The organism is Micromonospora sp. NBC_01740 (assembly GCF_035920365.1).
Taxonomy (GTDB): domain Bacteria; phylum Actinomycetota; class Actinomycetes; order Mycobacteriales; family Micromonosporaceae; genus Micromonospora; species Micromonospora reichwaldensis.
Map to the genome: position 1 here is coordinate 2928797 of NZ_CP109150.1, position 24112 is coordinate 2952908.

Annotated in this window: 17 protein-coding genes; 13 read left to right on the forward strand and 4 right to left on the reverse strand. The window is 74.9% G+C overall.

Annotated features, from left to right (window positions below):
- Positions 1-11: 11 nt before the first annotated feature.
- The 7 genes from OG989_RS13830 (at position 12) to OG989_RS13860 (ending at position 6699) form a co-directional block, all read left to right on the forward strand.
- Positions 12-842 (forward strand): DUF4397 domain-containing protein, encoded by an 831-nt coding sequence (locus OG989_RS13830; RefSeq protein ID WP_151457462.1) that lies wholly within the window; start codon positions 12-14, stop codon positions 840-842.
- Positions 839-1495: a class F sortase gene (locus OG989_RS13835; protein ID WP_151457461.1), complete on the forward strand. Its 657-nt coding sequence runs from the start codon at positions 839-841 to the stop codon at positions 1493-1495. Before OG989_RS13830 ends, OG989_RS13835 begins: the two co-directional genes overlap by 4 nt.
- Positions 1496-1614: 119 nt before the next feature.
- Positions 1615-2790, forward strand: coding sequence for a cysteine desulfurase family protein (locus tag OG989_RS13840; RefSeq protein WP_327030715.1), 1176 nt, complete (start codon positions 1615-1617; stop codon positions 2788-2790).
- Positions 2791-3017: 227 nt separating this feature from the next.
- Positions 3018-4091 carry a tRNA 2-thiouridine(34) synthase MnmA gene (mnmA, locus tag OG989_RS13845; RefSeq protein WP_151456954.1) on the forward strand — a complete coding sequence of 358 codons (1074 nt, stop codon included), beginning with the start codon at positions 3018-3020 and terminating at the stop codon, positions 4089-4091.
- Positions 4092-4186: 95 nt separating this feature from the next.
- Entirely contained in the window at positions 4187-5191 is a 1005-nt protein-coding gene (locus OG989_RS13850) for a methionine synthase (protein WP_327030716.1), read from the forward strand.
- Between the two features lie 36 nt (positions 5192-5227).
- Positions 5228-5587: a VOC family protein gene (locus tag OG989_RS13855; RefSeq protein ID WP_151456952.1), complete on the forward strand. Its 360-nt coding sequence runs from the start codon at positions 5228-5230 to the stop codon at positions 5585-5587.
- 110 nt (positions 5588-5697) lie between these two features.
- Complete coding sequence (locus OG989_RS13860; protein WP_327030717.1) at positions 5698-6699, forward strand: ADP-ribosylglycohydrolase family protein; 1002 nt, start codon at positions 5698-5700, stop codon at positions 6697-6699.
- A gap of 197 nt (positions 6700-6896) precedes the next feature.
- Here OG989_RS13860 and OG989_RS13865 read toward each other — a convergent pair whose 3' ends face one another.
- On the reverse strand, positions 6897-7427 hold the full coding sequence (locus OG989_RS13865) for a type II toxin-antitoxin system PemK/MazF family toxin (protein ID WP_151456950.1): 531 nt from the start codon (positions 7425-7427) through the stop codon (positions 6897-6899).
- A 199-nt stretch (positions 7428-7626) separates the two neighbouring features.
- On the opposite strand from OG989_RS13865, the gene ligA reads away from it, so the two are divergent.
- The 6 genes from ligA (at position 7627) to OG989_RS13895 (ending at position 18684) form a co-directional block, all read left to right on the forward strand.
- Positions 7627-9762 (forward strand): NAD-dependent DNA ligase LigA, encoded by a 2136-nt coding sequence (ligA, locus tag OG989_RS13870; protein WP_327030718.1) that lies wholly within the window; start codon positions 7627-7629, stop codon positions 9760-9762.
- Positions 9763-9978: 216 nt separating this feature from the next.
- A complete protein-coding gene (locus OG989_RS13875) occupies positions 9979-12624 on the forward strand; it encodes a putative bifunctional diguanylate cyclase/phosphodiesterase (protein WP_327030719.1) in 2646 nt (881 codons plus the stop codon).
- 252 nt (positions 12625-12876) lie between these two features.
- Positions 12877-13182 (forward strand): Asp-tRNA(Asn)/Glu-tRNA(Gln) amidotransferase subunit GatC, encoded by a 306-nt coding sequence (gene gatC, locus OG989_RS13880; protein ID WP_151456241.1) that lies wholly within the window; start codon positions 12877-12879, stop codon positions 13180-13182.
- Complete coding sequence (gene gatA / locus OG989_RS13885) at positions 13179-14654, forward strand: Asp-tRNA(Asn)/Glu-tRNA(Gln) amidotransferase subunit GatA (RefSeq protein ID WP_151456242.1); 1476 nt, start codon at positions 13179-13181, stop codon at positions 14652-14654. The genes gatC and gatA overlap by 4 nt, the downstream gene beginning before the upstream one ends.
- A 13-nt stretch (positions 14655-14667) precedes the next feature.
- Positions 14668-16161 carry an Asp-tRNA(Asn)/Glu-tRNA(Gln) amidotransferase subunit GatB gene (gatB, locus tag OG989_RS13890; RefSeq protein ID WP_151456243.1) on the forward strand — a complete coding sequence of 498 codons (1494 nt, stop codon included), beginning with the start codon at positions 14668-14670 and terminating at the stop codon, positions 16159-16161.
- A gap of 165 nt (positions 16162-16326) precedes the next feature.
- Complete coding sequence (locus OG989_RS13895) at positions 16327-18684, forward strand: transketolase-like TK C-terminal-containing protein (RefSeq protein WP_327030720.1); 2358 nt, start codon at positions 16327-16329, stop codon at positions 18682-18684.
- Positions 18685-19395: 711 nt separating this feature from the next.
- On the opposite strand, the gene OG989_RS13900 is transcribed toward OG989_RS13895, so the two are convergent.
- The 3 genes from OG989_RS13900 to OG989_RS13910 form a co-directional block, all read right to left on the reverse strand.
- Positions 19396-20967, reverse strand: a complete 1572-nt coding sequence (locus OG989_RS13900; protein WP_151456245.1) for a metallophosphoesterase — start codon at positions 20965-20967, stop codon at positions 19396-19398.
- A 57-nt stretch (positions 20968-21024) separates the two neighbouring features.
- Positions 21025-22200 carry a PQQ-dependent sugar dehydrogenase gene (locus OG989_RS13905; protein WP_327030721.1) on the reverse strand — a complete coding sequence of 392 codons (1176 nt, stop codon included), beginning with the start codon at positions 22198-22200 and terminating at the stop codon, positions 21025-21027.
- A 67-nt stretch (positions 22201-22267) separates the two neighbouring features.
- Positions 22268-24082 carry a SpoIIE family protein phosphatase gene (locus OG989_RS13910; protein ID WP_327030722.1) on the reverse strand — a complete coding sequence of 605 codons (1815 nt, stop codon included), beginning with the start codon at positions 24080-24082 and terminating at the stop codon, positions 22268-22270.
- Positions 24083-24112 lie beyond the last annotated feature (30 nt).

The window sequence follows — 24112 nt, forward strand, 5'->3', positions numbered from 1 at the left end:
AGGAGGCAGACATGCAGCTCTCGTACTTCCGTCGGGTCGCCGCGGGCGGCGCGGTCGCCGCGCTGACGTTCGCCGGAGCCGGCGCCCTCACCGCCACCCCGGCGTACGCCGCCACGTCCAAGGTCTCCGTCGTGCACGGCATCCCGGACACCCCGGTCGACGTGTACGTCAACGGCGAGAAGACGCTGGACAACTTCAAGCCCGGCGACGTGGCCGGCCCGCTGAACCTCGAGGAGGGCGCGTACGACATCGCCCTCACCAAGCCCGGCGAGCCGATCGCCCAGGCCATCCTCAGCGTCGACGACGCCGCGGTGCCGGGCGGCGCCAACATCAGCCTCGCCGCCCACCTCGACGCCGCCGGCAAGCCGAAGATCACGCCGTTCGTCAACGACACCGGCAAGGTGGCCGCCGGCAAGGCCCGGCTGATCGTCCGGCACACCGCCGCCGCCCCGGCGGTGGACGTGCGCGCCGGCGGCACCCCCGTCTTCGAGGACCTCACCAACCCGAACGAGGCCAAGGGCGACGTCGACGCGGGCGCCGTCAAGGCGGACGTGGTGCTCGCCGGCACCGACACCGTGGCGATCGGGCCGGCGGACCTCGACCTCAAGGAGGGCACCGCGACGATCGTGTACGCCATCGGCTCGGCCGAGGCGAAGAACCTCGGCGTCGTGGCGCAGACCATCACCGGCCTGCACTCGGCCCCGGCCGGCGTGCCCAGCGGCGACGGCGGCCGGGCCGGCACCGGCGTGGACACCTGGTGGTACGTGCTGACCGGCGCCGGCGTGCTGCTCCTGGTCGGCGGCGGGGCGCGGGTGGCCACCGCCCGGACCGGTCGCCGGTGACGGTGCGCCACCGCGGGGCGCTGGCGGCCGTGGCCGCCGGCGTCGCCGCGCTCACCGTCGCGGCCGTGGTCGCCTGCGGCTCCCGGCCGGCCGGGGACGTCGGCGCGACCGAGGCCGCCGACCTGGCCGGCGCCACTGCGAGCCCGCCGGCCGCCGGCCCGTCGGTGCCGGTCACCCGGGGCGGGCTGCCCGGCGGTACGCGGACCGTCCCGCCCGTACGGCTGGTCATCCCCGCCATCGACGTCACCGCCACGGTCGACGCGGTGGGCGTCAACGGCGCGACCGGCGAGTTCGAGGTGCCGCCCAGCGTGGACCGGATCGGCTGGTACCGCCACGGCCCCGGGCTGGAGGCGCAGGCCGGGTCGGTGGTCGTCGCCGGGCACGTGGACAGCGCCACCCAGGGCGAGGGCGCCTTCTTCCGGCTCCGCGAGCTGGACCGCGGCGACACCCTCACCGCCGCCGGCGGCGACGGCGTCCGCAGGGAGTACCGGGTCGTCGCCCGGGAGGAGTACCGGAAGACGAAGATCCCCCTCGACCGCTACTTCGCCCGGGACGGCAAGCCCCGGCTGACCCTGATCACCTGCGGCGGGCCGTTCGACGCCGAGGCACGCCGGTACCGCGACAACATCGTGGTCACCGCCGTGCCGGCCTGACCGGATCGCCGGTTCCACGCGGGCGCGGGCCGGGACGGGAGCGCACGCCTCCCGCCCCGGCCCCGCACGGCCTACTCCGGCCTCCGCCGGGTCCGGCTGCGGTCGTAGGCTCAACCGTGATGGCTTACCTGGATCACGCGGCGACCACTCCGATGCTCGACGAGGCACTGGAGGCGTACGTCGCCACCGCCCGCGAGGTCGGCAACGCGTCCTCACTGCACGCGGCGGGCCGCCGCGCCCGGCGACGGGTGGAGGAGTCGCGGGAGCGGGTGGCCGCCGCGCTGGGCGCCCGGCCCTCCGAGGTCGTCTTCACCGGCGGCGGGACCGAGAGCGACAACCTCGCGGTGAAGGGCATCTTCTGGGCCCGCCGGTCCGCCGACCCCCGGCGGGACCGGGTGGTCTCCAGCGCCGTCGAGCACCACGCCGTGCTCGACGTGGTGGACTGGCTCGTCGACCACGAGGGGGCCGGCGTGGGCTGGCTCTCCGTCGACGCCGCCGGCCGGCTCAGCCCCGACGAGCTGCGCGCCGAGCTGGCCGCCCACGGCGACCGGGTCGCGGTGGTGACCGCGATGTGGGCCAACAACGAGGTCGGCACCGTGCAGCCGGTCGCCGAGCTGGCCGCGGTCGCCGCCGAGCACGGGGTGCCGTTCCACACCGACGCGATCCAGGCGGTCGGGCAGGTGCCTGTCGACTTCTCCGCCGCCGGGATCGCCGCGCTGACCGTCACCGGGCACAAGCTCGGCGGTCCCGCCGGGGTCGGCGCCCTGCTGCTCGCCCGCGACGTGTCGGCCACCCCGCTGCTGCACGGCGGCGGCCAGGAGCGCGACGTGCGCTCCGGCACCCTCGACACCGCCGGCATCGTGGCCTTCGCGGTCGCGGTGGAGTCGGCGGTCAAGGGCCAGCAGGAGTACGCGACCCGCGTCGCCGCGCTCCGCGACGACCTGGTGGAGCGGGTCCGGCACGCGGTGCCCGAGGTCGTCTTCAACGGCGACCCGACCGACCGGCTGCCGGGCAACGCGCACTTCTCCTTCCCGGGCTGCGAGGGCGACGCCCTGCTGCTCCTGCTGGACGCGCAGGGCATCGCCTGTTCGACCGGCTCCGCCTGCTCCGCCGGGGTGGCCCAGCCCTCACACGTGCTGCTCGCCATGGGCGCCGACGACGACCGCGCCCGCTCCTCGCTGCGCTTCACCCTCGGCCACACCAGCACCCCCGCCGACGTCGACGCCCTCATCGCCGCCCTCCCGGCCGCCGTCGAGCGCGCCCGCCGCGCCGCCGCCCTCCGCACCCCCCGCTGACCCTCCTTCCCCTCCCACCCCCGCCCCACCCGTGGGCCGATCATGCAGTTGTGGTGCCCGAACCGTAATCTTTCGCGGCATTCGCCCACCACCACAACTCCATGATCGACGAGGCGGGCGGGAGGACGGGGAGGGCGGGTGGGTGGGGGAGCAGCGTGGCGGGTGGGCGGGGTGGGTGGGTGGGGGTGGGGCGGGGATAGGGTCGGTGGGGTGAAGGGAGTGAGCCGGTGAGGGTGTTGGCGGCGATGTCGGGCGGGGTCGACTCGGCGGTCGCGGCGGCGCGGGCCGTCGAGGCGGGACACGACGTGACCGGCGTGCACCTGGCGCTGGCCCGCAACCCGCAGACCTATCGCACCGGCGCGCGCGGCTGCTGCACGCTGGAGGACTCCCGGGACGCCCGGCGGGCCGCCGACGTGATCGGCATCCCGTTCTACGTCTGGGACATGGCCGACCGGTTCCACGAGGACGTGGTCGACGACTTCGTCGCCGAGTACGCGGCCGGCCGTACGCCGAACCCCTGCCTGCGCTGCAACGAGAAGATCAAGTTCGCCGCGGTGCTGGACCGGGCCGTGGCCCTGGGCTTCGACGCCGTGGTCACCGGCCACCACGCCCGGCTCGGCGCCGACGGCCTGCTGCGCCGCAGCGTCGACCTGCCCAAGGACCAGTCGTACGTGCTGGCGGTGCTCACCCGCGAGCAGCTGGACCGGTCGATCTTCCCGCTCGGGGACTCGACGAAGGCGCAGGTCCGCGAGGAGGCCGCGCGGCGGGGGCTGGCGGTGGCCGACAAGCCGGACTCGCACGACATCTGCTTCATCGCTGACGGGGACACCCGCGGCTTCCTCGCCCAGCGGCTCGGCGAGGCGCCCGGCGAGGTGGTGGACGCCGCCACCGGCGCGGTGGTCGGCAGCCACACCGGCGCGTACGCGTACACGGTCGGGCAGCGGCGTGGCCTGCACCTGGACCGTCCGGCGCCGGACGGCCGGCCCCGCTACGTGCTCTCCATCACGCCGAAGACCAACACCGTGACCGTGGGCCCGGCCGAGGCGCTGGAGGTCTCCCGGGTGCGCGCCGAGCGTCCGGTGTGGACGGGCGGCCCGCGCCCCGACGCGCCGCTGGAGTGCGAGGTGCAGCTGCGGGCACACGGGGACGTGGTGCCGGCGACGGTCGAGCTGACGGCCGACGGGCTGCGCGCCGAGCTGCGTCGCCCCGTCCGTGGGGTGGCCGCCGGCCAGGCCGTCGTGGCGTACCGGCCGGACCCGGCCGGCGACGTCGTGCTCGGCTCCGCCACCATCGCCGGCTGACCGGGACCGGGAACGTGCCTCCGGCGCGGGCGTCGGCAGAGCGTCCCCGTCCGGTCCCGGGCGGCCGGCGTCCGCGTACCGGATAGTCTTCGGCCGTGGCAGATCAGGTGTGGCCCTGGCCGGCCGGCGCGGCGACCGGCATCGGTTCGCTTCCCGGCACCGACATCGCCGAGGCGCAGCGGGTCGTCCTCGGCGAGCTTCCCGCCCTGCCCCACCTGCCGGAGCTGCCGGGCCGGGGCCCCGGCGCCGACCTCATCGGCCGGACCGCCGGCCTGCTGGTCGAGCTGCCGGTGGAGCTGTACGCCGCCCGCTGGCGGATCGCGCCGCGCCCGGGACGGGACGTGCGCCGCGCCCGCGACCTGATGGAACGCGACCTCGACCAGCTCGCCGAGCAGGCCGAGGAGTACGCGGGGCCGGTCAAGATCCAGGTCGGCGGCCCGTTGACCCTGGCCGCGTCCCTGGAACTGCCGATCGGCGGCCGGATGCTGCGCGATCCCGGCGCGGTCCGGGACCTCACCAACTCGCTCGCCGAGGGGCTGCGCGGGCACGTGGCGGCGGTCGCCCGCCGGCTGCCGCGCGCCACCGTGCTGCTCCAGCTCGACGAGCCGTCGCTGCCGACGGTGCTCGCCGGGCGGGTGCCCACCGAGAGCGGGCTCGGCGCGTACCGGGCCGTGGATCCGAGCGTCGCCGCGTCGCTGCTGCGTACGGTCGTCGAGGCGGCCGGGGTGCCGACCGTGGTGCACTGCTGCGCGCCGAACGTGCCGCTGGAGCTGATCCGCTCGACCGGCGCCGTCGGCGTGGCCCTCGACCTCGGCCTCGTCACCGACCTGGACCCGCTGGGCGAGGCGATCGACGCGGGGCTCGGGCTGCTGGCCGGCGCCGTGCCCACCACGCCGTCGGCCGCCGGTCGCGCGCCGACCTCGGCGCAGGTCGCCGATCGCGTACGCCAGCTCTGGGACCGCCTCGGGTTCCCCCGCCGGCAGCTTGCCGAGCAGGTCGTGGTGACCCCGGCCTGCGGCCTCGCCAACGCCACCGGGCAGTACGCGCGCGCGGTGCTCGCCGCCTGCCGGGACGCGGGTCGGCGGCTCGCCGAGGACTGACGTTTGCCGTCGTACGGGCGGGGCAGGAAGGCCGACATGATCGGACAACTGCGCACCGTGGTCATCGACTGCCCCGACCCCCGGGCCCTGGCCGGTTTCTACGCGGAGCTGCTGGGCCTGCCCCTCGACGGCGACGCCAGCGACGACGGCTGGGTCGTGATCGCCGGTTCGGGGCACCGGCTCGCCTTCCAGAAGGCACCCGACCTGCGCCCGCCGACGTGGCCCGACCCGGAGCGCCCCCAGCAGTTCCACCTGGACGTGCAGGTGGCGGACGTCGAGGTGGCCGAGAAGCGGGTGCTGGAGCTCGGCGCGCGGCGGCTGCCCGGCGAGGGCGACGACTTCCGGGTCTACGCCGACCCGGCCGGTCACCCCTTCTGCCTGGTCTTCTCCGACTGACCCGGGCCCGTCACGCTCCGGGCGGTCCGGCACGCCCTCGCGGCCGGGTGGCGGGTGCCGGCGACGGCGTCGAGTGGTGCGGGTTGCGGGCGGGCGGCATGATCGCGGGAATGATCGACACCTCGCTCCGGCGGGCCGCCGGCTCCCTCTTCGGCCTCGCCTACGGTGACGCGCTGGGCAAGCCGACCGAGTTCCTGACCGTCGCCGAGATCGTTCGCCGCTACGGGCCGGCCGGCCCGCGTGACCTTGCCGGCGACCCGGCGCTGGTGACCGACGACACGCAGATGGCGCTGGCGGTCGGCTGGGCGCTGCACGACGCGCCGGCGCCGACCCCGGAGGCGGTCGAGCCGCTGCTGCGGAGGCGTTTCCTCGACTGGGCGGCCAGCCCGGAGAACAACCGGGCGCCGGGCATGACCTGCCTGCGCGCCTGCGCCGAACTGGAGCGCGGGGTGCGCTGGCAGGAGGCGACGGTGGCCGGCTCGAAGGGCTGCGGGGCCAACATGCGGGTCACCCCGGTCGGCCTGGTCGACGTCGACCTCGACACCTTCGCCGGGCTGGCCCAGCTCCAGGCGGGGCTGACCCACGGCCACCCGACCGGCCTCGCGGCCAGCGAGCTGACCGCGTACGCGGTGCGGCTGCTGCGCGACGGCGCGGCGCTGGCGGAGCTGCCCCGGCTGCTCGTCGACCGGGCCCGCGACCAGCGGCGGGTCTACCGCGCCGACTGGCTCGGCGACCTGTGGCAGCGCCCCGGCGTGGACGCGCCGGAGGACTTCATCGCCCGGGGCTGGGACGAGTGCCTCGCGGTCCTCGGTCGCCTGGACGCCGCGCTGGCCGCCCCGGACGACGGCGGCGACCCGTGCCGGCACACCGGCGAGGGCTGGATCGCCGAGGAGGCGCTGGCCACGGCCCTGTTCTGCGCGATCCGGCACGCCGACGACCCGGTGGCGGCGCTGGCCAGGGGCGCCACCACCGCCGGCGACTCCGACTCGATCGCCGCGCTGGCCGGCGCCTTCGTCGGCACCGCGCTGGGCATGGCGGCCTGGCCCGCCCCGTGGGCCGCCCGCATCGAGTACGCCGACCAGCTCACCACCCTGGCCCGCGCCTGGGACTGACCCGCGAAGCTTCCCCGGCCGGCGGCACCGGCGGCGCGGCCGCCCCGGACGGCGGGCCGCCACCGTCGCCGGCGGCCACGCTGCAACGCGGGTCAGGCGCCCGGCACGGTCGCCCGTTCGGCGCGGGTCAGGCGCCCGGCACGGTCGCCCGTTCGGCGCGGGTCAGGCGCCCGGCACGGTCGCCCGTTCGGTGCGGGTCAGGCGCCCGGCAGGTGGGGGAGGCGGCGGATGCGACGCCACAGGACGGGGTCGCAGTCGCCGGCACGGCGGGAGAAGTCGGCGAGCGGGACGTGCGCCGGCTCGGCCAGGTCGACGAAGCTGTCGTGGTCGGCGTCGGGGTCCCACTCGCGGGTCGGGATGCGGATGTGGTCGTCGCGGGCGCTCTTGTCCTGACTGGTGATCTTCAGGACGTCGGCGCCCCCGTCGTCGGTCCGCAGCACCAGGCAGGGCCGCACCTTCGAGCCGGTGCCGTCGGCGTACGGCACGTCGGCCCACCAGATCTCGCCGGGACGCGGCGCCCCGGCGGGAGACCGCTCGGCGGTACGCGGTCGGGGCGGCGCGGTGGACCGGCCGGGACCGCCCGACGGTCTCCGGCGGCCGGGCCGGGTGCCCGGTCGACGGGGCGGACGCGGAGCGGCGTCACGGCCGCCCCGCCGCCGATCGTTCCACGCCCAGCCGGCGGCCACGGCCAGCACGATCACCGCCGCCCAGAGCAGCCATTCCGGCATCCGTACCCCCGCCTGGTCAGTGGGCGCGGCGCGGACGCCGCGGGTTCGACGGCGGAGCGGATCCGCCCCCGCGGCCCCGCCGTCCGGCGATCCTCGCACGGCCGGGGCCCCCGCGCCGATCGGGCGCGACGGGTGGCCGGCGGATTGTCCCACCGGACCGATACGGTGCCGAGGTAGCGGAATCACGGGAGGTCGCACGGTGTCCGAGGAAACCATTGCCCAGCAGGTCACTCCGGCACAGGAGGCGGCGGCCGGCGCCGAACCGACCCCCGACGCCCGGGAACGGCACGCCACGCTCAGCCAGGAGCTGACGGAGCACCAGTACCGCTACTACGTGCTGGACGCGCCGACCATCCCCGACGCCGAGTTCGACCGGCAACTGCGGGAGCTGGAGGCGCTGGAGGAGCAGTTCCCGGCGCTACGCACCCCCGAGTCGCCGACGCAGCGGGTCGGCGGCACCTTCTCCACCGACTTCACCCCCGTCGCCCACGCCGAGCGGATGCTCTCGCTCGACAACGCCTTCGCCGACGAGGAGCTGGCGGCCTGGGCCGAGCGGGTCGAGCGCGACGCGGGCGGGTCGGTTCCCTACCTGTGCGAGCTGAAGGTCGACGGGCTCGCCATCAACCTCACCTACGAGCGCGGGCGACTGGTCCGGGCGGCGACCCGGGGCGACGGCCGCACCGGCGAGGACGTCACCGCCAACGTGCGCAGCATCCGCGACGTGCCGGGCCAGCTCGCCACGTCGGCCGAGTTCGGCGACGTGCCCGAGTTCGTCGAGGTCCGGGGCGAGATCTACTTCCCGGTGGCGGCCTTCGCCGACCTCAACGCCGGCCTGGTCGAGCAGGGCAAGCCGCCGTTCGCCAACCCGCGCAACGCCGCCGCCGGCAGCCTGCGCCAGAAGGACCCGCGGGTCACCGCCTCCCGGCCGCTGCGCCTGGTGGTGCACGGCATCGGCGCCCGCCGTGGCTTCCAGCCGGTCACGCAGTCCGAGTCCTACGCGGCGTTGAAGGCGTGGGGGCTGCCGACCAGTGACCGCTGGCGGGTGGTGCCCGACCTGGCCGGTGTCGCGGAATACATCGCCCACTACGCCGAGCACCGGCACGACGTCGAGCACGAGATCGACGGCGTGGTGGTCAAGGTCGACCCGGTCTCCATCCAGGGTCGGCTCGGCTCGACCAGCCGGGCGCCGCGCTGGGCGATCGCCTTCAAATATCCGCCGGAGGAGGTGAACACGAAGCTGCTCGACATCGACGTCGAGGTCGGACGCACCGGCCGGGTCACGCCGCGCGCCGTCCTCCAACCGGTCAAGGTGGCCGGCTCCACCGTCGCCTACGCCACCCTGCACAACGCCCGGGAGGTCGAACGCAAGGGCGTCCTGATCGGCGACATCGTGGTGCTGCGCAAGGCCGGCGACGTGATCCCCGAGGTGCTCGGCCCGGTGGTCGACCTGCGTCCCGCCGACGCCCGGCCGTTCGTCATGCCGACCACCTGCCCGGCCTGCGGCACGCCGCTCGCCCCGGCGAAGGAGGCGGACGTCGACATCCGCTGCCCCAACTCGCGCACCTGCCCCGGTCAGCTGCGCGAGCGGGTCTACCACCTCGCCGGCCGCAAGGTGTTCGACATCGAGGCGCTCGGCCACAAGGGCGCGGCAGCACTGCTCGACGCGGAGGTCATCACCGACGAGGGCGACCTGTTCTCGTTGGACGAGAAGCAGCTCGCGCGCTCGCCCTTCTTCGTCAACAAGGACGGCACGCTCGGCAGCAACGCCGTCAAGCTGCTGGACAACCTGGCCGTGGCCAGGGAACGCGACCTGTGGCGGGTGCTGGTGGGCCTGTCCATCCGGCACGTCGGCCCCACCGCCGCGCAGGCGCTCGCCCGGCACTTCCGCTCCATCGAGGCGATCGACCGGGCCGGCGAGGAGGAGCTCTCCTCTGTCGACGGCGTCGGGCCGACGATCGCGGCGAGCATCCGGGAGTGGTTCGCCGTCGACTGGCACCGCGAGCTGGTCCGCAAGTGGCGCGAGGCCGGCGTACGGATGGCGGAGGAGGCGGTCGACGAGGGGCCGCGTCCCCTGGAGGGGCTCACGGTCGTGGTGACCGGCACGCTGCCCGGGTTCAGCCGCGACCAGGCGTCCGAGGCGATCCAGAGCCGGGGCGGCAAGGTGAGCGGGTCCGTCTCCAAGAAGACGTCCTTCGTCGTGGTGGGTGAGAATCCCGGCTCGAAGGCCGACAAGGCGGCCAGCCTGAAGGTGCCGGTGCTGGACGAGGACGGCTTCCGGGTGCTGCTCGACGCCGGCCCGGAGGCCGCCCGGGAGGTCGCCCGCACCGAGGAGTGACGACCGGGCGGAGGCGGCCACCGCCCCGGCGGGGCAGGCAGGACGGGGCGACCGACCGGGCCGCGACGGCGGGAGGCGCCCGGTCGAGATACCAACTTAATTACGACTACGACCGATTCGCGACTGTCGTGCCGGGCATTGAGACACGGAGGGCGTTTCATTGGTGGCACGGCGTGCGACCGGTCACGCCCGTGGACAGAGCCCTCGGGAGGTGTGATGGAGTCCGCGGACTCGCGAAACTCCGTTCCGCCTGGCCGGGCACGCCCGTTCTTCGCCTTCGTCTGGTCGGTGGCCGCGCTGGCGGCGGTGCTCTGCGTACGCCCGCTGCTCGACCTCTCGGCCGAACTGCCGCGACTGCCGGTGGCGTTCTGGGTGATGGCGGCCCTGGCCGTCGGCTGCGACGCGCGCCCGTTCGTCCCGCCCGGGCGCCGGCAGACCTCCGCGGTCTTCCCGTCCACCTGCTTCACCTTCGCCATCCTGCTCGGCTGGGGGTTCGGCCCGGCGGTCCTGGTGCAGGCGGTGGCCGTCGTCGTCTCCGGCTGGCGGATGGGCCACGCCCCATGGCGGACCGCCTTCAACGCCGCCCAGTACGCGGCAGCGCTGGGCGCCGCGTACGCGGTCACCTGGCTGGGGCCCGGCAGCATCTTCGACGGCGGCCGGCTGCGCGGCACGGACGTGCTGGCGGTGGGCGGCGCGACGGTGGCCTGGTTCGCCGTCAACTACGCGCTGGTCAGCACGGCCGTCCGGCTGCGCTTCGGCGACCGGTGGTGGCCCAGCCTGCGGCAGGGGCTGGGCTTCGAGCTGCTCTCCACCGGCTCGTTGCTGCTGCTCGCTCCGGTGCTGGTCGCGGCGGCGCGGGCCAGCGCGGCGCTGATCCCGCTGGTGCTGGTGCCGCTGTTCGCCGTCTACCGGATGGCCCGGCTCAGCGTCGAGCAGCAGCAGCTCGCCTCGCTGGACCCGCTCACCGGCCTGCCCAACCGCAAGGCGTTGCTGGCCGAGGTCGGCGAGCAGGTGCACGTGCACTCCGAACGGGCGGCCCGCGGCGAGCCCGCCGCCCGGCTGGCCCTGCTCCTGATCGACCTCGACCGGTTCAAGAACGTCAACGACGCGCTCGGGCACGCGGTGGGGGACCGGCTGCTGGTCGAGGTGAGCGCGCGGCTGACCGACGTGGTCGGCGAGGGCATGGTCGCCCGGCTGGGCGGGGACGAGTTCGCCATCGTGATGACCGGCCTGGCCGACGTCGACGAGGCCCGGGAGCTCGCCGGCCGCGTGGTGCGGGCGCTGGCCGAGCCGGTGTCGCTGGACGGGTTGCCGCTCGACGTGGGCGGCTCGATCGGCGTCGCGCTCTTCCCGGAGCACGGCGAGGACTTCGCGACCCTGATGCGCCACGCCGACGTGGCGATGTACGACGCCAAGCACCGCAACGACACCGTGGCGGTCTACGCGGCCGAGTCCGACCACAACTCCGCCGAGCGGCTCGGCCTGCTCGCGGACCTGCGCCGGGTGCTCGAGGCGGGCCGTCCCGAGATCGCCCCGCCCGCCGGGGACGGTGCCGGCGCCCCGGGCGACGACGGGGCGGTGGCCGTCCCGGCGGGACCGACGCCGGGCGGCCGGCTGCCGGGTGACGGGCGGGCCGGCGGCGCGCGGGGCGGGGACGGGGCCGAACTCCCGGCCGACGTCGCCGGCCTCACGCCCGGCTCCGGCCTGACGTCCGGCTCCGGCCTCACGCCTGGCTCCGGCCTCACGCCTGGCTCCGGCCGCTGGCGGCTGCGCCGCCGCCGGCCGCGGCCCGGTCCGCCGCCCGGCGACGAGCTGATCAACCGGATCGTGACCGCCGCGGACCCGATCCGCCGCCGGACGATGGCGGCGGGGGAGATCGGCCCCGACCGGGGCGACGGTCCCGGCCGCCGCAACGGCGCCGGGCACCCCGGCGGGCAGGGCGGCGCGGTCGTACGCCGGCAGGGGCCGCCCGTCGACGACGGCGCGGGGGATCGCGGCGGCGACCTGGCCCCGACGGGCCGGCGCGGTGCCCGGCACGGCGCGGCCGGCCGGCGGGACGCGGACACCGCTGCGGCCGTCGACGCGGGCGAGATCACCATGTACTACCAGCCGCAGGTCGCCATCGCGACCGGCGAGGTGGTCGGCGTGGAGGCGCTGCTGCGCTGGCGGCACCCCCGCCGGGGGATGGTGGACCCGGAGGAGCTGATCCGGGTCGCCGAGCAGAGCGCGGTGATGCGGCTGCTCACCCGCCGGGTGGTGGACGACGTGGTGGAACAGCTCGCCAAGTGGTCGGCCGCCGGAATGGGCCTGCCGGCGGCGCTCAACGTCAGCGTGCGGGACCTGCACACCGGGGAGATCGCCGACCAGATCGCCGACCGGCTCGCCCGCTACGGCGTGCCGCCGCAGCGGCTGCAACTGGAGATCACCGAGGGCGCCCTGATGGCCGACCCGCGTCGGGTGCTGGCCACCATCACCCGGCTGCACCGGATCGGCGTGGGCATCTCGTTGGACGACTTCGGCACCGGCTACTCCTCCCTCCAGCACCTGCGGCGGCTGCCGCTGTCCGAGGTGAAGGTGGACCGCTCCTTCGTGCTGGGGATGGCCGAGGACGCCGACGACGCGGCGATCGTCAAGTCGACGATCGAGCTGGCGAAGGCGCTCGGGCTGCGAGTGGTCGCCGAGGGCGTCGAGGACGAGCGCACCTGGCGCATGCTGCACGCGGCGGGCTGCGACGCGGCACAGGGCTGGTTCTACGCCCGCCCGATGCCGGCCGAGGAGCTGGTCGGCTGGCTGGCCCGCTACCGGCCGGTCCGCCCGACGCCCAGCCCCGACGCGGAGATCCCCCGTCGGCACGCCCGCTGAGCCACCCCGCCCCGCCCGGCGCGGCCGTCGGCACACGACGCCCCGCCGCGCCGGTCGCGCCGTGTCCCGGCCGGCGGTCCGGTGGCGCGGGCTCGGAGGGGAGTTGGAGGCGCCCCGCCGCGCCGGAGGGGGAGTCGGGGACGCGCCGTCGGGGCGGAACAATAGACTCGCTCCGGTCACCGCGCGTCACGCATCTCGGCCGCGCGGCCGACACCCGGTCCGACCCGCAGCACCGTCACGAAGGGGGCACCGATGGCCGCCATCTCCCGCGAGGAGGTCGCGCACCTGGCGCGACTGTCGCGGCTAGCCGTCTCGGAGGAGGAGCTGGACACCTTCGCCGGCCAGCTCGACGTGATCCTCCAGGCGGTCGCGCAGGTCGGCGAGGTCACCGCGGCGGACATCCCGCCGACGTCGCACTCGGTGCCGCTGACCAACGTCCTGCGCGACGACGTCGTGGTGCCCGGGTTGACCCCGCAGGAGGCGCTGTCGGGTGCGCCCGACGCCGAGGAGCAGCGGTTCCGCGTACCGCGGATCCTGGACGAGGATGTGGCGTCATGAGCGATCTGATCAGACTGACCGCGACGGAGATCGCCGGGCTCGTCGCCGCCGGTGAGGCCTCCGCCGTCGAGGTGACCCGGGCGCACCTGGACCGGATCGCCGCCGTCGACGACCGGGTGAACGCGTTCCTGCACGTCGACTCCGAGGGCGCGCTCGCCGCCGCCGCCGAGGTCGACGCCCGCCGCGCCGCCGGCGAGGAGCTGGGCCCGCTGGCCGGCGTGCCGGTCGCCGTCAAGGACGTGCTGACCACCAAGGGCGTGCCGACCACCGTCGGGTCGAAGATCCTGGAGGGCTGGCGCCCGCCGTACGACTCGACGATCGTGCAGCGGCTGCGCGCCGCCGGCACGGTGATGCTCGGCAAGACCAACATGGACGAGTTCGCGATGGGCTCCTCCACGGAATACTCGGCGTACGGGCCGACGCACAACCCGTGGGACCTGAGCCGCATCCCGGGCGGCTCGGGCGGCGGCAGCTCCGCGGCGCTGGCCGCGTACGAGGCGCCGCTGGCGATCGGCTCCGACACCGGCGGCTCGATCCGCCAGCCCGGCGCGGTCACCGGCACCGTCGGCGCGAAGCCCACCTACGGCGGCACCTCCCGCTACGGCCTGGTGGCGTTCTCGTCCTCCCTGGACACCCCCGGCCCCTGCGCCCGTACGGTGCTGGACGCCGCGCTGCTGCACGAGGTGATCGGCGGGCACGACCCGCGCGACTCCACCTCGATCCCGCAGCCCGTGCCGGACGTGGTGGCCGCCGCCAGGCTCGGCGCGACCGGCGACCTGACGGGCGTGAAGCTCGGCATCGTCACCGAGTTCGCCGCCGAGGGCGCCGAGCCGGGCGTGCTGGCGGCGTTCCGCGAGTCGGTCGACGCGCTGGCCAAGCTGGGCGCCGAGATCGTCGAGGTGTCCTGCCCCCACTTCCGCTACGCGCTGCCGGCGTACTACCTGATCGCCCCGAGCGAGGCCTCCTCCAACCTGGCCCGGTTCGACGGCGTCCGCTTCGGCCTGCGGGTCGGCGACGACGGCAACCGGTCGCTGGAGGAGGTCATGTCGCTGACCCGGGAGGCCGGCTTCGGCGCCGAGGTCAAGCGCCGCATCATGATCGGCACGTACGCGCTCTCGTCGGGCTACTACGACGCCTACTACGGGCAGGCGCAGAAGGTCCGCACCCTCATCACGCGGGACTTCACCGCGGCGTTCGAGCGGGTCGACGCGCTGATCTCGCCGACCACCCCGTTCGTGGCGTTCCCGCTCGGGGCGCGCACCGCCGACCCGTACCAGATGTACCTGGCCGACCTGTTCACGATCCCGACGAACCTGTACGGCGGGCCGGGCATCTCGGTGCCGTGCGGGCTCTCCGACGGGCTGCCGGTCGGTTTCCAGATCATGGCCCCGACGATGGCCGACGACCGCATGTACCGGGTCGCCGCCGCGCTGGAGAGCGCCGTCGGCACGTTCACCCCACCGGCACTGTGAGGCAGGAGCTCAGATGACGACGACACTGCCCGCGTACGACGAGGTCGTCGCGCGCTACGAACCGGTGATCGGCCTGGAGACCCACGTCGAGCTGGGCACGAACACCAAGATGTTCTGCGGCTGCCCGACCGACTTCGGTGGCGAGCCGAACACCCGGGTCTGCCCGGTCTGCCTGGGCCTGCCCGGCTCCCTGCCGGTCGCCAACCGGGCCGCCATCGAGGCGACGATCCGGATCGGCCTGGCGCTGAACTGCTCGATTGCCGAGTGGTGCCGCTTCGCCCGGAAGAACTACTTCTACCCGGACATGCCGAAGGACTTCCAGATCAGCCAGTACGACGAGCCGCTGTGCTTCGAGGGCTACCTGGACGTCGAGGTCAACGGCGAGCTGGTGCGCATCGGCATCGAGCGGGTGCACCTGGAGGAGGACACCGGCAAGACGCTGCACGTCGGCGGCGCCACCGGTCGCATCCACGGCGCCACCGAGTCGCTGGTCGACTACAACCGGGCCGGCATCCCGCTGGTGGAGATCGTCACCAAGCCGGTCCCCGGCACCGGTGCGCTCGCCCCCGAGGTGGCCCGCGCGTACGTCACCGAGCTGCGCGACGTGCTCCGCTCGCTGGGCGTCTCCGACGTGCGGATGGAGGAGGGGTCGCTGCGCTGCGACGTGAACACCTCCCTCAACCTGCCCGGCGAGGAGTGGGGCACCCGCACGGAGACCAAGAACGTCAACTCGCTGCGGTCGGTCGAGCGGGCGGTCCGCTCGGAGATCATCCGGCAGGCGTCCGTGCTCGACGCGGGCGGCCGGATCACCCAGGAGACCCGGCACTTCCACGAGGACACCGGCGACACCACGCCGGGCCGGTCCAAGGAGACCGCGACCGACTACCGGTACTTCCCGGAGCCCGACCTGGTGCCGCTGGCGCCGGACACCGCATGGGTCGCCGAGCTGAAGGCCGCCCTGCCCGAGCTGCCCCGGCTGCACCGCCGGCGGCTCCAGGAGCAGTGGGGCCTCTCCGACGCGGACATGCAGTCGGTGCTCAACGCCGGTGCCGTCGAGCTGATCGAGGCCACGGTCGCCGCGGGCGCCACCCCGGCCGCCGCCCGCAAGTGGTGGCTGGGCGAGCTGTCCCGGCGGGCCAACGAGACCGGCGTGGAGCTGGCCGACATCGGGGCCACCCCGGCGCAGGTCGCCGAGCTCCAGGGCCTGGTCGACGCCGGCAAGCTCAACGACAAGCTGGCCCGTACCGTGCTGGAGGGCGTGGTGGCCGGCGAGGGCTCGCCGACGCAGATCATGACCAACCGGGGCCTGGAGGTCGTCTCCGACACGGGCGCGCTCACCGCCGCCGTGGACGAGGCGATCGCCGCCAACCCCGACATCGCCGACAAGATCCGCAGCGGCAAGGTCGCCGCGGCGGGAGCCCTGGTCGGCGCGGTCATGAAGACCACCCGTGGCCAGGCCGACGCCAAGACCGTCCGCGAGCTGATCCTGGAGCGCCTCTCCGCCTGACCTGAAAGGAAGGGCACCTTCCTGACGTTTTCCGGATAGGAAGGTGCCCTTCCCTACACCTGAGCCGCCGCGTGCGTCCGTCGTGCGCGGCGGCTGTGCACGCCGCGCAGCCCGCCCGCCCCCGACCGGCCGTCAACGGTGACTGCCGGACCCCTGGAGTCGACCGTGAACCGTACCGACCTCGACGTCCTCGACGAGATCCAGCAGCGGGTGCTCTGGCTCGCGACCCGGATCGTGGACGCGGCCAACCACGACCGGGACACCGGCGACGGGGTGAAGGTCGGCGGGCACCAGGCGTCCAGCGCCTCGCTGGTCACCGCCATGACGGCGCTGTGGTTCGCGCACCTGGACGCCGAGGACCGGGTGGCGGTCAAGCCGCACGCCTCGCCGGTCTTCCACGCCATCCAGTACCTGCTGGGCAACCTCGACCGCTCCTACCTGACGAGGCTGCGCGCCCGGGGCGGGCTCCAGTCGTACCCGTCGCGGACGAAGGACCCGGACGAGGTCGACTTCTCCACCGGCTCCGTCGGGCTCGGCGCGGCGGCGCCGCTCTTCGCCGCCGCGACCCGGCGCTACGTCGACGCGCACTTCGGCGCCCGCCCGCACTCCCGGTTCGTCGCGCTGATCGGCGACGCCGAGCTGGACGAGGGCAACATCTGGGAGGCCGTCGCCGACCCGGCCACCACCGGCCTGGGCAACGTGACGTGGCTGGTCGACTTCAACCGGCAGTCGCTGGACCGGGTGGTGCCCGGGGTGCGGATCAACCAGTGGCGGGGCCAGTTCGAGGCTGCCGGCTGGCACGTGGTGGAGGTCAAGTACGGCCGTCGGCTCGCCGAGGCGTACGCCCGGCCGGGCGGCGAGGCGCTGCGCGACTGGATCGACGCGATGCCCAACGAGCAGTACCAGTCGCTGTTCGGGCTCACCGGTGCGGCGCTGCGCAAGCAGTTCCTCGACGGCGCACCCGACGGCATCGAGGCGTTCATCGCCGACGTCGGCGACGACGAGCTGGGGCCGCTCGTCACCGACCTGGGCGGGCACGACATGGCGGCGATGCTCGACGCGTACGCCCAGTGCGACGCGGTCACCGACCGGCCCAGCGTGGTCTTCGCGTACACCGTGAAGGGTTGGGGTCTGCCGATCGCCGGCAATCCGCGCAACCACTCGGCGCTGCTCACCGCCGAGCAGGTCGACGCGCTGCGCGCCGCGCACGGGCTGACGCGCGAGACCGAGTGGGACCGCCTGGACCCGGCGTCGGAGGCCGGCATCCGGGCCGGCGCGCGCCGGGAGGCGCTGTCCCGCGCGCCCCGCGAGCGGGCGCTGGGCGTCACCGTCCCGGAAACGACGCGGGTACGCGCGAACAAGCCGATCTCGACGCAGGAGGTCTTCGGCCGGGTGCTGGTCGAGCTGGCCCGCAACCCGGAGGTGGGCCGCTACCTGGTCACCACCGCGCCGGACGTGGCGACCTCCACCAACCTGGCCGGGTTCATCAACAAGACCGGCGTCTTCGCCCCGACCGAGCAGCGCTCCTGGACCGAGGACCGGATGCTGCGCTGGACGGAGAGCCCCGCCGGGCAGCACATCGAGCTGGGCATCTCGGAGATGAACCTGTTCCTGCTGCTCGGGCAGCTCGGCCTGTCGTGGGACCTGTCGGCGCAACCGCTGCTGCCGGTCGGCACGGTCTACGACCCGTTCGTGCTGCGCGGCCTGGACGCGTTCCTCTACGGCACCTACTCCGGCTCCCGGTTCGTGGTCGCCGGCACCCCGTCGGGCATCACGCTCGCCCCGGAGGGCGGCGCCCACCAGTCGACCATCACCGCCTCGGTTGGCCTGGAGCTGCCCGGGGTGACGTTCCTCGAACCCGCGTACGCGGCCACCCTGGACTGGCTGCTCTGCGACGCGCTGGGCCAGATCGCCGGCGGGGCCGCCCCGTCGGCGACCGCCGCTCCGGCCGAGGACGGGGCGTACTACTTCCGGCTCAGCACCCGCCCGATCGACCAGGCGCCCTTCGAGGCGGCGCGGGCCCGGCTCGGCGACGCGGTGCTGCGTCGGCAGGCGGTCGCCGGGGCGTACCGGCTGGTGGACGCCCACGAGGCGTACCCGCACCTGGCCGACGCCCCGGTGGTGCAGCTCGCCGCCTCCGGCGCGGTGCTGCCCGAGGTGCTCGCCGCGGCGGCGGAACTGGCCGAGGAGGGCATCGCCGCGCACGTCGTCGACGTCACCTCGCTGGACCGGCTCTACCGGGCCTGGCAGCGCACCCTGCGCCAGGGCGTACGCACGGCCACCGTGCCGAGCGTGCCGGGCGCGCTGCGCTCGGCGTTCGTCGACCGGGTGCCGGTGGTGACGGTGCACGACGCCGCCTCGCACGCCATGGCCTGGCTCGGCTCGGCGCTCGCCGCCCCGGCGGTGCCGCTGGGCGTGGACGAGTTCGGCCAGTCCGGCAGCGTCCACGAGCTGTACGACCTGCACGATCTGCTGCCCGGCAGCATCGTCAACGCCGCCCTCGCGGCCCTGTCCCTGCGCTGACCCGCAGGAGCCTGTCGCGGCCCGTCACCCGCCGCGCGGGCGGGCGCGGTTGCGGGTGGACGGCGGCGGCTGGGCGGGCCTGCGGCGTGGGTGCAGGAGGGCGGCCGGGACCCGGTCCCCAGCCTTGTGCTGCGAGACGCTCGAGCCATCGCCGAGCAGCGTCAAGGCCTCCTACGGTCATCCGGCGCAGGGCCAGCCGACGATCGCGGGGCTGATTACCGACAGTAGTTCAGGCCCTGTGTGACGGAGTGTGATGGCGAGCGAGAGGTGCGGCGGTGCCGCTTGCGCCCTTTGCTCTGCAGCCACGGATGCACCATGCCTCTGAACAGCTACGGCGCAAAACGCGCCCGGCGAATGCCGACAGCGGATCGTTGCTGTCAGTCACTGGTGCATCCATGGCTGCAGAGCAAAGCGTCCGAGGGCGTGGTCGGCACCGAACGAGGTCGCTTACTGAAGGTGACGGCGGCAGGTGACGGACGGCGGCGCGGTGACGGCCGCAGGTGGCGGACGGCGGCGTGGTGACGGCCAAGAACGACCGCTCGATGCCGTCGATGGCCAGCATCACGACCGCGGCCACCTCGGCGTGCGCGACGACTCGGGGACCAAGGCCGGGCGATCAGGGGCAGGGCAGGGCAGTCGGAGGCGCGGCGGTCAGGCGGGGCGCGATCACTCGCGCGGCGTTCGGGGCGTGCCGGGTCGACGCGGCGGCGGTCAGCGGGTCGGGGTGGGGGTGACGGGGACGGGAGCACCGGCCTTCGGGTCCTCCACGACGTGCCGCTCCAGGTTCACCTGCGCCTGCCCCGTGCCGCCGACGGTGATGTCGTCGTACGCCTGGAGCAGCTTGTCCTTGTCGAAGTAGAGCACCGTCATCGACAGCGGGGTGGGCTTCTCGCCCTCCAGGCCGCGCAGGCCGGCACCGCCCGTGGACCCCTGCACCATCAGCTGGGTGGGTCCCTTCCCGGGCACCTCGGGCAGCTTCGAGACCTGCCGGTCGTGGGTGTGCCCGGCGAGCACCAGCGGGCACGCGCCCGACAGGGGACCGGCGGAGGCCGGGTCGTGTACCAGCGCGATGTTCACCGGGCGCGGCGAGCTGCCTACCGTGGCCGCGAGCTGGTCGCCGACGCCGATGAGCTGGTCCGCGGTCTGCTGGGTGAGACCGCTGCCCGCCGGCGAGGTGTTCTTGTCGGGGGTGAAGCGCGGGTCGCCGATGCCGGCGATGGTCAGCCCCGCGACCGTGGTGGTCGTGTTGCTCAGCACGATCGCGTTCGGCTGGCGGGCCACGGCCGCCGCGGTCCGCCCCGAGTCGTGGTTGCCCCGGATGTAGACGTACGGCTTCCTGAGCAGGCCGATCGAGCCGACGTACGAGGCCTCCGGCTCGGAGCCCCAGTCGGTGATGTCCCCGGTGTCGATCACCACGTCGATGCCGAACTGCTCGACGACGGTGCGGATGAGCTGCCAGCCGGTCGGGTTGAGGTGCATGTCGGAGACGTGCAGTACGCGGGTCGTGCCGGGGGCGGGCTCGTAGACCGGCAGCGACGACACGGTGGTGTAGAGCTGGCTGACGTTGCCGACGATGCGCTGGAGCTGCTCGGCGTACCGGGTGTAGTCGTTCGCGATCCGCCGGGCGTCACCGACGATCGCGGGGGCGTTGACCAGCAGCCCCTCGTAGCGCGGCTCCTCGATCGACTCCGGCCGGATGGTGGCCGCGGCGGTGCCGAGGCTGCTGGCGGTGATCACCAGCGCCAGCCCGCCCGCCCAGGCCGCCCGGCGGGTGTCGCGGAAGAGCAGCAGCGCCAGCAGCAGGGTGACCAGCACCGCCGAGGCGAGCGTCCGCAGGCCGAGGCGCAGCACGCCCTCGCGGACGTCGTCGACGGCCGACTGGCTGGCCCGGTTGATGCTCGCCGGATCGTCGAGCAGCGCCTCCGTGCGGCTCTGGTCCAGCGCGCCCAGCTCCACCGTCAGGTGGGTCGGCCCGTCGTGGCTGTCGAGCAGCAGTGCGCCCAGCGGCGGGATGTCGACGGTGGTGCCGCCGCCCAGCGCCGGCGCGACCGTGAGGTCGGCCTGGAACGGGCCGATGTCCGTGCTGACGCGGCCACCGGCGAGCACGCCGATCACCACGCCGACCAGGGCTACGACGAGGACCGCCAGGGTCCACCCGGTCGCGCGGAGGGCGCGCCGGCCGGTCCGGTCGGCGCCACCCCGCCGGAGCGGGCGCGGGGCAGGACCGGTCGCCGGGGCGTCCTCGTCCCGGTTCGCGTGCTGTTCGTTCTCCTGGCCGTCCATGGTGAGATTCTGACCTGCCCACTGAAGGATCTTGGGAAACCCGGATGAGCCGGTGCGTCAGCTCCGGCCGGCCCCGCCGCCCGCGAAGACCAGCCGCAGCAGCCGGTCGTCCTCGGGTTGCGGCTGGCCCCGCCCGTCGTGGTTCGAGGTGCTCACCCAGATCGAGCCGTCGGGAGCGGCGGCCACGGCACGCAGCCGCCCGAAGCGGTCGGTCAGCAGCTCGCGCGGCTGGCCGAGCACGGTGCCGGTGTCGGTCAGCTCGACCAGCCAGAGTCGCTTGCCGCGCAGGCACGCGGTGACGAGCAGCCGGTCCACGGCGGTGAGCCCGGAGCAGGACGCGTCCGACGTCGGCCACTGGGCGATGGGGTTGACGAAGCGCTTGTCGTCGCCGCGCCCCTCGACCGTCGGCCACCCGTAGTTGCGCCCCTTGGTGACCTGGTTGATCTCGTCCCAGGTGTTCTGGCCGAACTCCACGGCGTACATCCGCTTGCCGGCGTCCCAGGCGATGCCCTGGACGTTGCGGTGGCCCAGCGACCACACGGGGGAGTTCGGGAACGGGTTGCCGGGCGCCGGCTTGCCGTCCTTCGTGATCCGCAGGATCTTGCCGCCGAGGCGCTTGACGTCCTGCGCCTGCGGCCGGTCGCCGGCGTCGCCGGTGCTCGCGTAGAGCAGGCCGTCCGGGCCGAAGGCCAGGCCGCCACCGTTGTGGATGCCGGCCTTGGGGATGCCGGTGAGGATCGGGGCCGGCGTGCCGCCCAGCTCCAGCCGGGCGATCCGGTTGTCCCGCTCGGTCGTGTAGTAGACGAAGACCGACTTGTCGCGCTGGTAGTCGGGCGAGACGGCGATGCCCATCAGCCCGCCCTCGCCGGACGCCGCCACGTCTGCGATGGTCTGCACCGGGGTGACCTTCAGCCCGTCGGGCCCCGACTCGGGGCCGACCCGCAGGATCCGGCCGCTGTCGCGCTCGGTGACCAGCGCGGCGCCGTCGGGCAGGAAGGCGATCGCCCACGGCACCCGCAGGCCCTTGGCCAGCACGGTGGTGACGACCTCCTGGCCGGCGCCGCCGGGGCTCGCCGTCGCCGACGGCGTCGGGAAGGTCGGCGGCTCACCGGCCGGGTCGGGCTCCGGCTCGCCGAGGCTGCAACCGGCGGTCGCCAGCAGCAGCGTCGCGCACGAGGCCGCCAGGGCCGTCCGGAGACGGCGGGTGCGGGGGTACGGGGGACGGGCGCTCACCCGGCCCAGGGTAGCCCGCCGGAACGTCCCACCGGGGTCGACGGATCGGACCGACTCGGTGGGGCGGTCAGATCGCCCGGACGGCCAGCAGCGCGACGTCGTCCTCCCGGTGGGGCGCGGCGGTCAACAGCAGGTCGCAGAACTCGCCCAGCGGCAGCCGGTCCGTACCGCCCAGCCGGGCGACCAGCTCGGTCATCCCCTCGTCGATGGACCGGTCCCGCCGCTCGATGAGGCCGTCGGTGTAGAGCAGCAGGGTGTCCCCGGTGGCCAGGTGGGCGTGCCGGCTGGTCCGCCGCACCGGACGGTTCAGCCCGAGCAGCGGCTCCGGCGTCCCGGCGAGCACCTCCACCGTGCCGCCGGCCCGCACCACGAGCGGCGCGGGGTGGCCCGCGTTGCACCAGGTGACCCGCTGGCCGCCGGCGTCGTCGGCGCGCAGCCGCACCAGGGTGGCGGTGGCCGCGGCGGGGATGCGCAGCCCGCGAATCGTCTCGTCCAGGCGGCTCATCAGCTTGTCGACCGCGTCGGGCCGGCCGTACGCGTTGCCCCGCACGAGGTTGCGCAGCTGTCCCATGGTCGCGGCGGCCTCGATGTCGTGCCCGGCCACGTCGCCGATCGCCGCGATCAGCTCCCCGCCGGGCTGACGGAAGGCGTCGTACCAGTCGCCGCCGACCTCGACCCGGTCCGCCGCCGGCTGGTAGCGGGCGGCCAGTTCGAGGTCGTCGGTGACGGGCAGCCGCGGCAGCATGCTGTGTTGCAGGACGTGCGCGACGTGCCGCTGTTCGCCGTACATCCGGCTGTTGCCGATCGCCTGTCCGGCCCGGCGGCCGATGTCCTCGGCGATGAGCAGGTCGCTGTCGTCGAAGTGCCGCCGTTGCGGCCCGTTGATCAGGGTGATGCAGCCCAGCACCCGCCCGGCGTCGGTGATCGGCACGCTGAGGTGCGAGGAGAAGCCGAGGCGGGCGGCGATCTCCGGCATCTCCGGCCCGATCGTGCCCCGCCGCACGTCGGCGAGGGTGGCGGCGCTGCCCAGCACGGGCCGCCCGGTACGCAGCACCGCCCGGGTGATCGAGTCGGGGCTCAGCCCCGTGCGCATCAGCTCGGCGAAGCGGGCGACGTCGGGGGCGCGGGCCGGGTCGCGGTGCGCGGCGGTCACGTCGCGCGGCGCCCCGTCGGGCCCGACCAGGGTCACCAGCGACCAGTCGGCCAGCAGCGGCACCATCGTGTCGCGCAGGCGGCGCAGCGCGGTGGCCACGTCGAGCGTCCCGGCCAGGGTCCCCGCCAGCCCGGCCAGCAGCTCCAGCCGGCCGTTGGCCTCCTCGGCGCGCCGCCGGGCCTGCTCGGCGCCCTCCAGGGCGATCCGCAGCCGCAGCTCCGAGGAGCAGGCGGCGGCCAGGTCGGCGAGCGTCCGCAACTGCTCGGCGGTCCAGTCGCGCGGCTTGTCGTCGATCGCGCAGAGCGACCCGAGGACGCGTCCCTCCAGGTCGGTCAGCGGCATCCCGGCGTACGCCACCACGCCCAGCTCGGGCACGGCGAGGTTGTCCCGCAGGGCGGGATGGAGCCGGGCGTCCGGCAGCACCATCGGGGTGCCGAGGTCGACGACGTGCTGGCAGAACGAGTGGCTCAGCGGGGTCTGCCGCCGGGCGGCCCACGGCCGGGCCAGGCCCACCTCGCCGGGGAAGAACTGACGTTCGGCGTCGACCAGGGAGACCAGCGCGACCGGCACGTCGAGCAGGTCCCCGACCAGCCGGGCGAACCGGTCGAACGCCTCGTCGGGGGCGGCGGTCAGCCGGGTCTCGGCGAGGGAACGCAGCCGGTCGGGATCGCGGAGCGCCGGGATCGGGTCGGCCCGCTCCGGGGTGTCGTCGCGGGAGCCGTCGGTCATTGACCCACCTGTCCGTGCCGGATGGAGGCC

What these genes read in the sequence shown, in the direction of transcription:
- OG989_RS13830 (WP_151457462.1), top strand. Translation starts at nt 12, where the DNA reads ATGCAGCTCTCGTACTTCCGTCGGGTCGCCGCGGGCGGCGCGGTCGCC.
- OG989_RS13840 (WP_327030715.1), top strand. Translation starts at nt 1,615, where the DNA reads ATGGCTTACCTGGATCACGCGGCGACCACTCCGATGCTCGACGAGGCA.
- OG989_RS13855 (WP_151456952.1), top strand. Translation starts at nt 5,228, where the DNA reads ATGATCGGACAACTGCGCACCGTGGTCATCGACTGCCCCGACCCCCGG.
- OG989_RS13860 (WP_327030717.1), top strand. Translation starts at nt 5,698, where the DNA reads ATGATCGACACCTCGCTCCGGCGGGCCGCCGGCTCCCTCTTCGGCCTC.
- OG989_RS13865 (WP_151456950.1), bottom strand. Translation starts at nt 7,427, where the DNA reads ATGCCGGAATGGCTGCTCTGGGCGGCGGTGATCGTGCTGGCCGTGGCC.
- OG989_RS13875 (WP_327030719.1), top strand. Translation starts at nt 9,979, where the DNA reads ATGGAGTCCGCGGACTCGCGAAACTCCGTTCCGCCTGGCCGGGCACGC.
- gatC (WP_151456241.1), top strand. Translation starts at nt 12,877, where the DNA reads ATGGCCGCCATCTCCCGCGAGGAGGTCGCGCACCTGGCGCGACTGTCG.
- gatA (WP_151456242.1), top strand. Translation starts at nt 13,179, where the DNA reads ATGAGCGATCTGATCAGACTGACCGCGACGGAGATCGCCGGGCTCGTC.
- gatB (WP_151456243.1), top strand. Translation starts at nt 14,668, where the DNA reads ATGACGACGACACTGCCCGCGTACGACGAGGTCGTCGCGCGCTACGAA.
- OG989_RS13900 (WP_151456245.1), bottom strand. Translation starts at nt 20,967, where the DNA reads ATGGACGGCCAGGAGAACGAACAGCACGCGAACCGGGACGAGGACGCC.
- OG989_RS13910 (WP_327030722.1), bottom strand. Translation starts at nt 24,082, where the DNA reads ATGACCGACGGCTCCCGCGACGACACCCCGGAGCGGGCCGACCCGATC.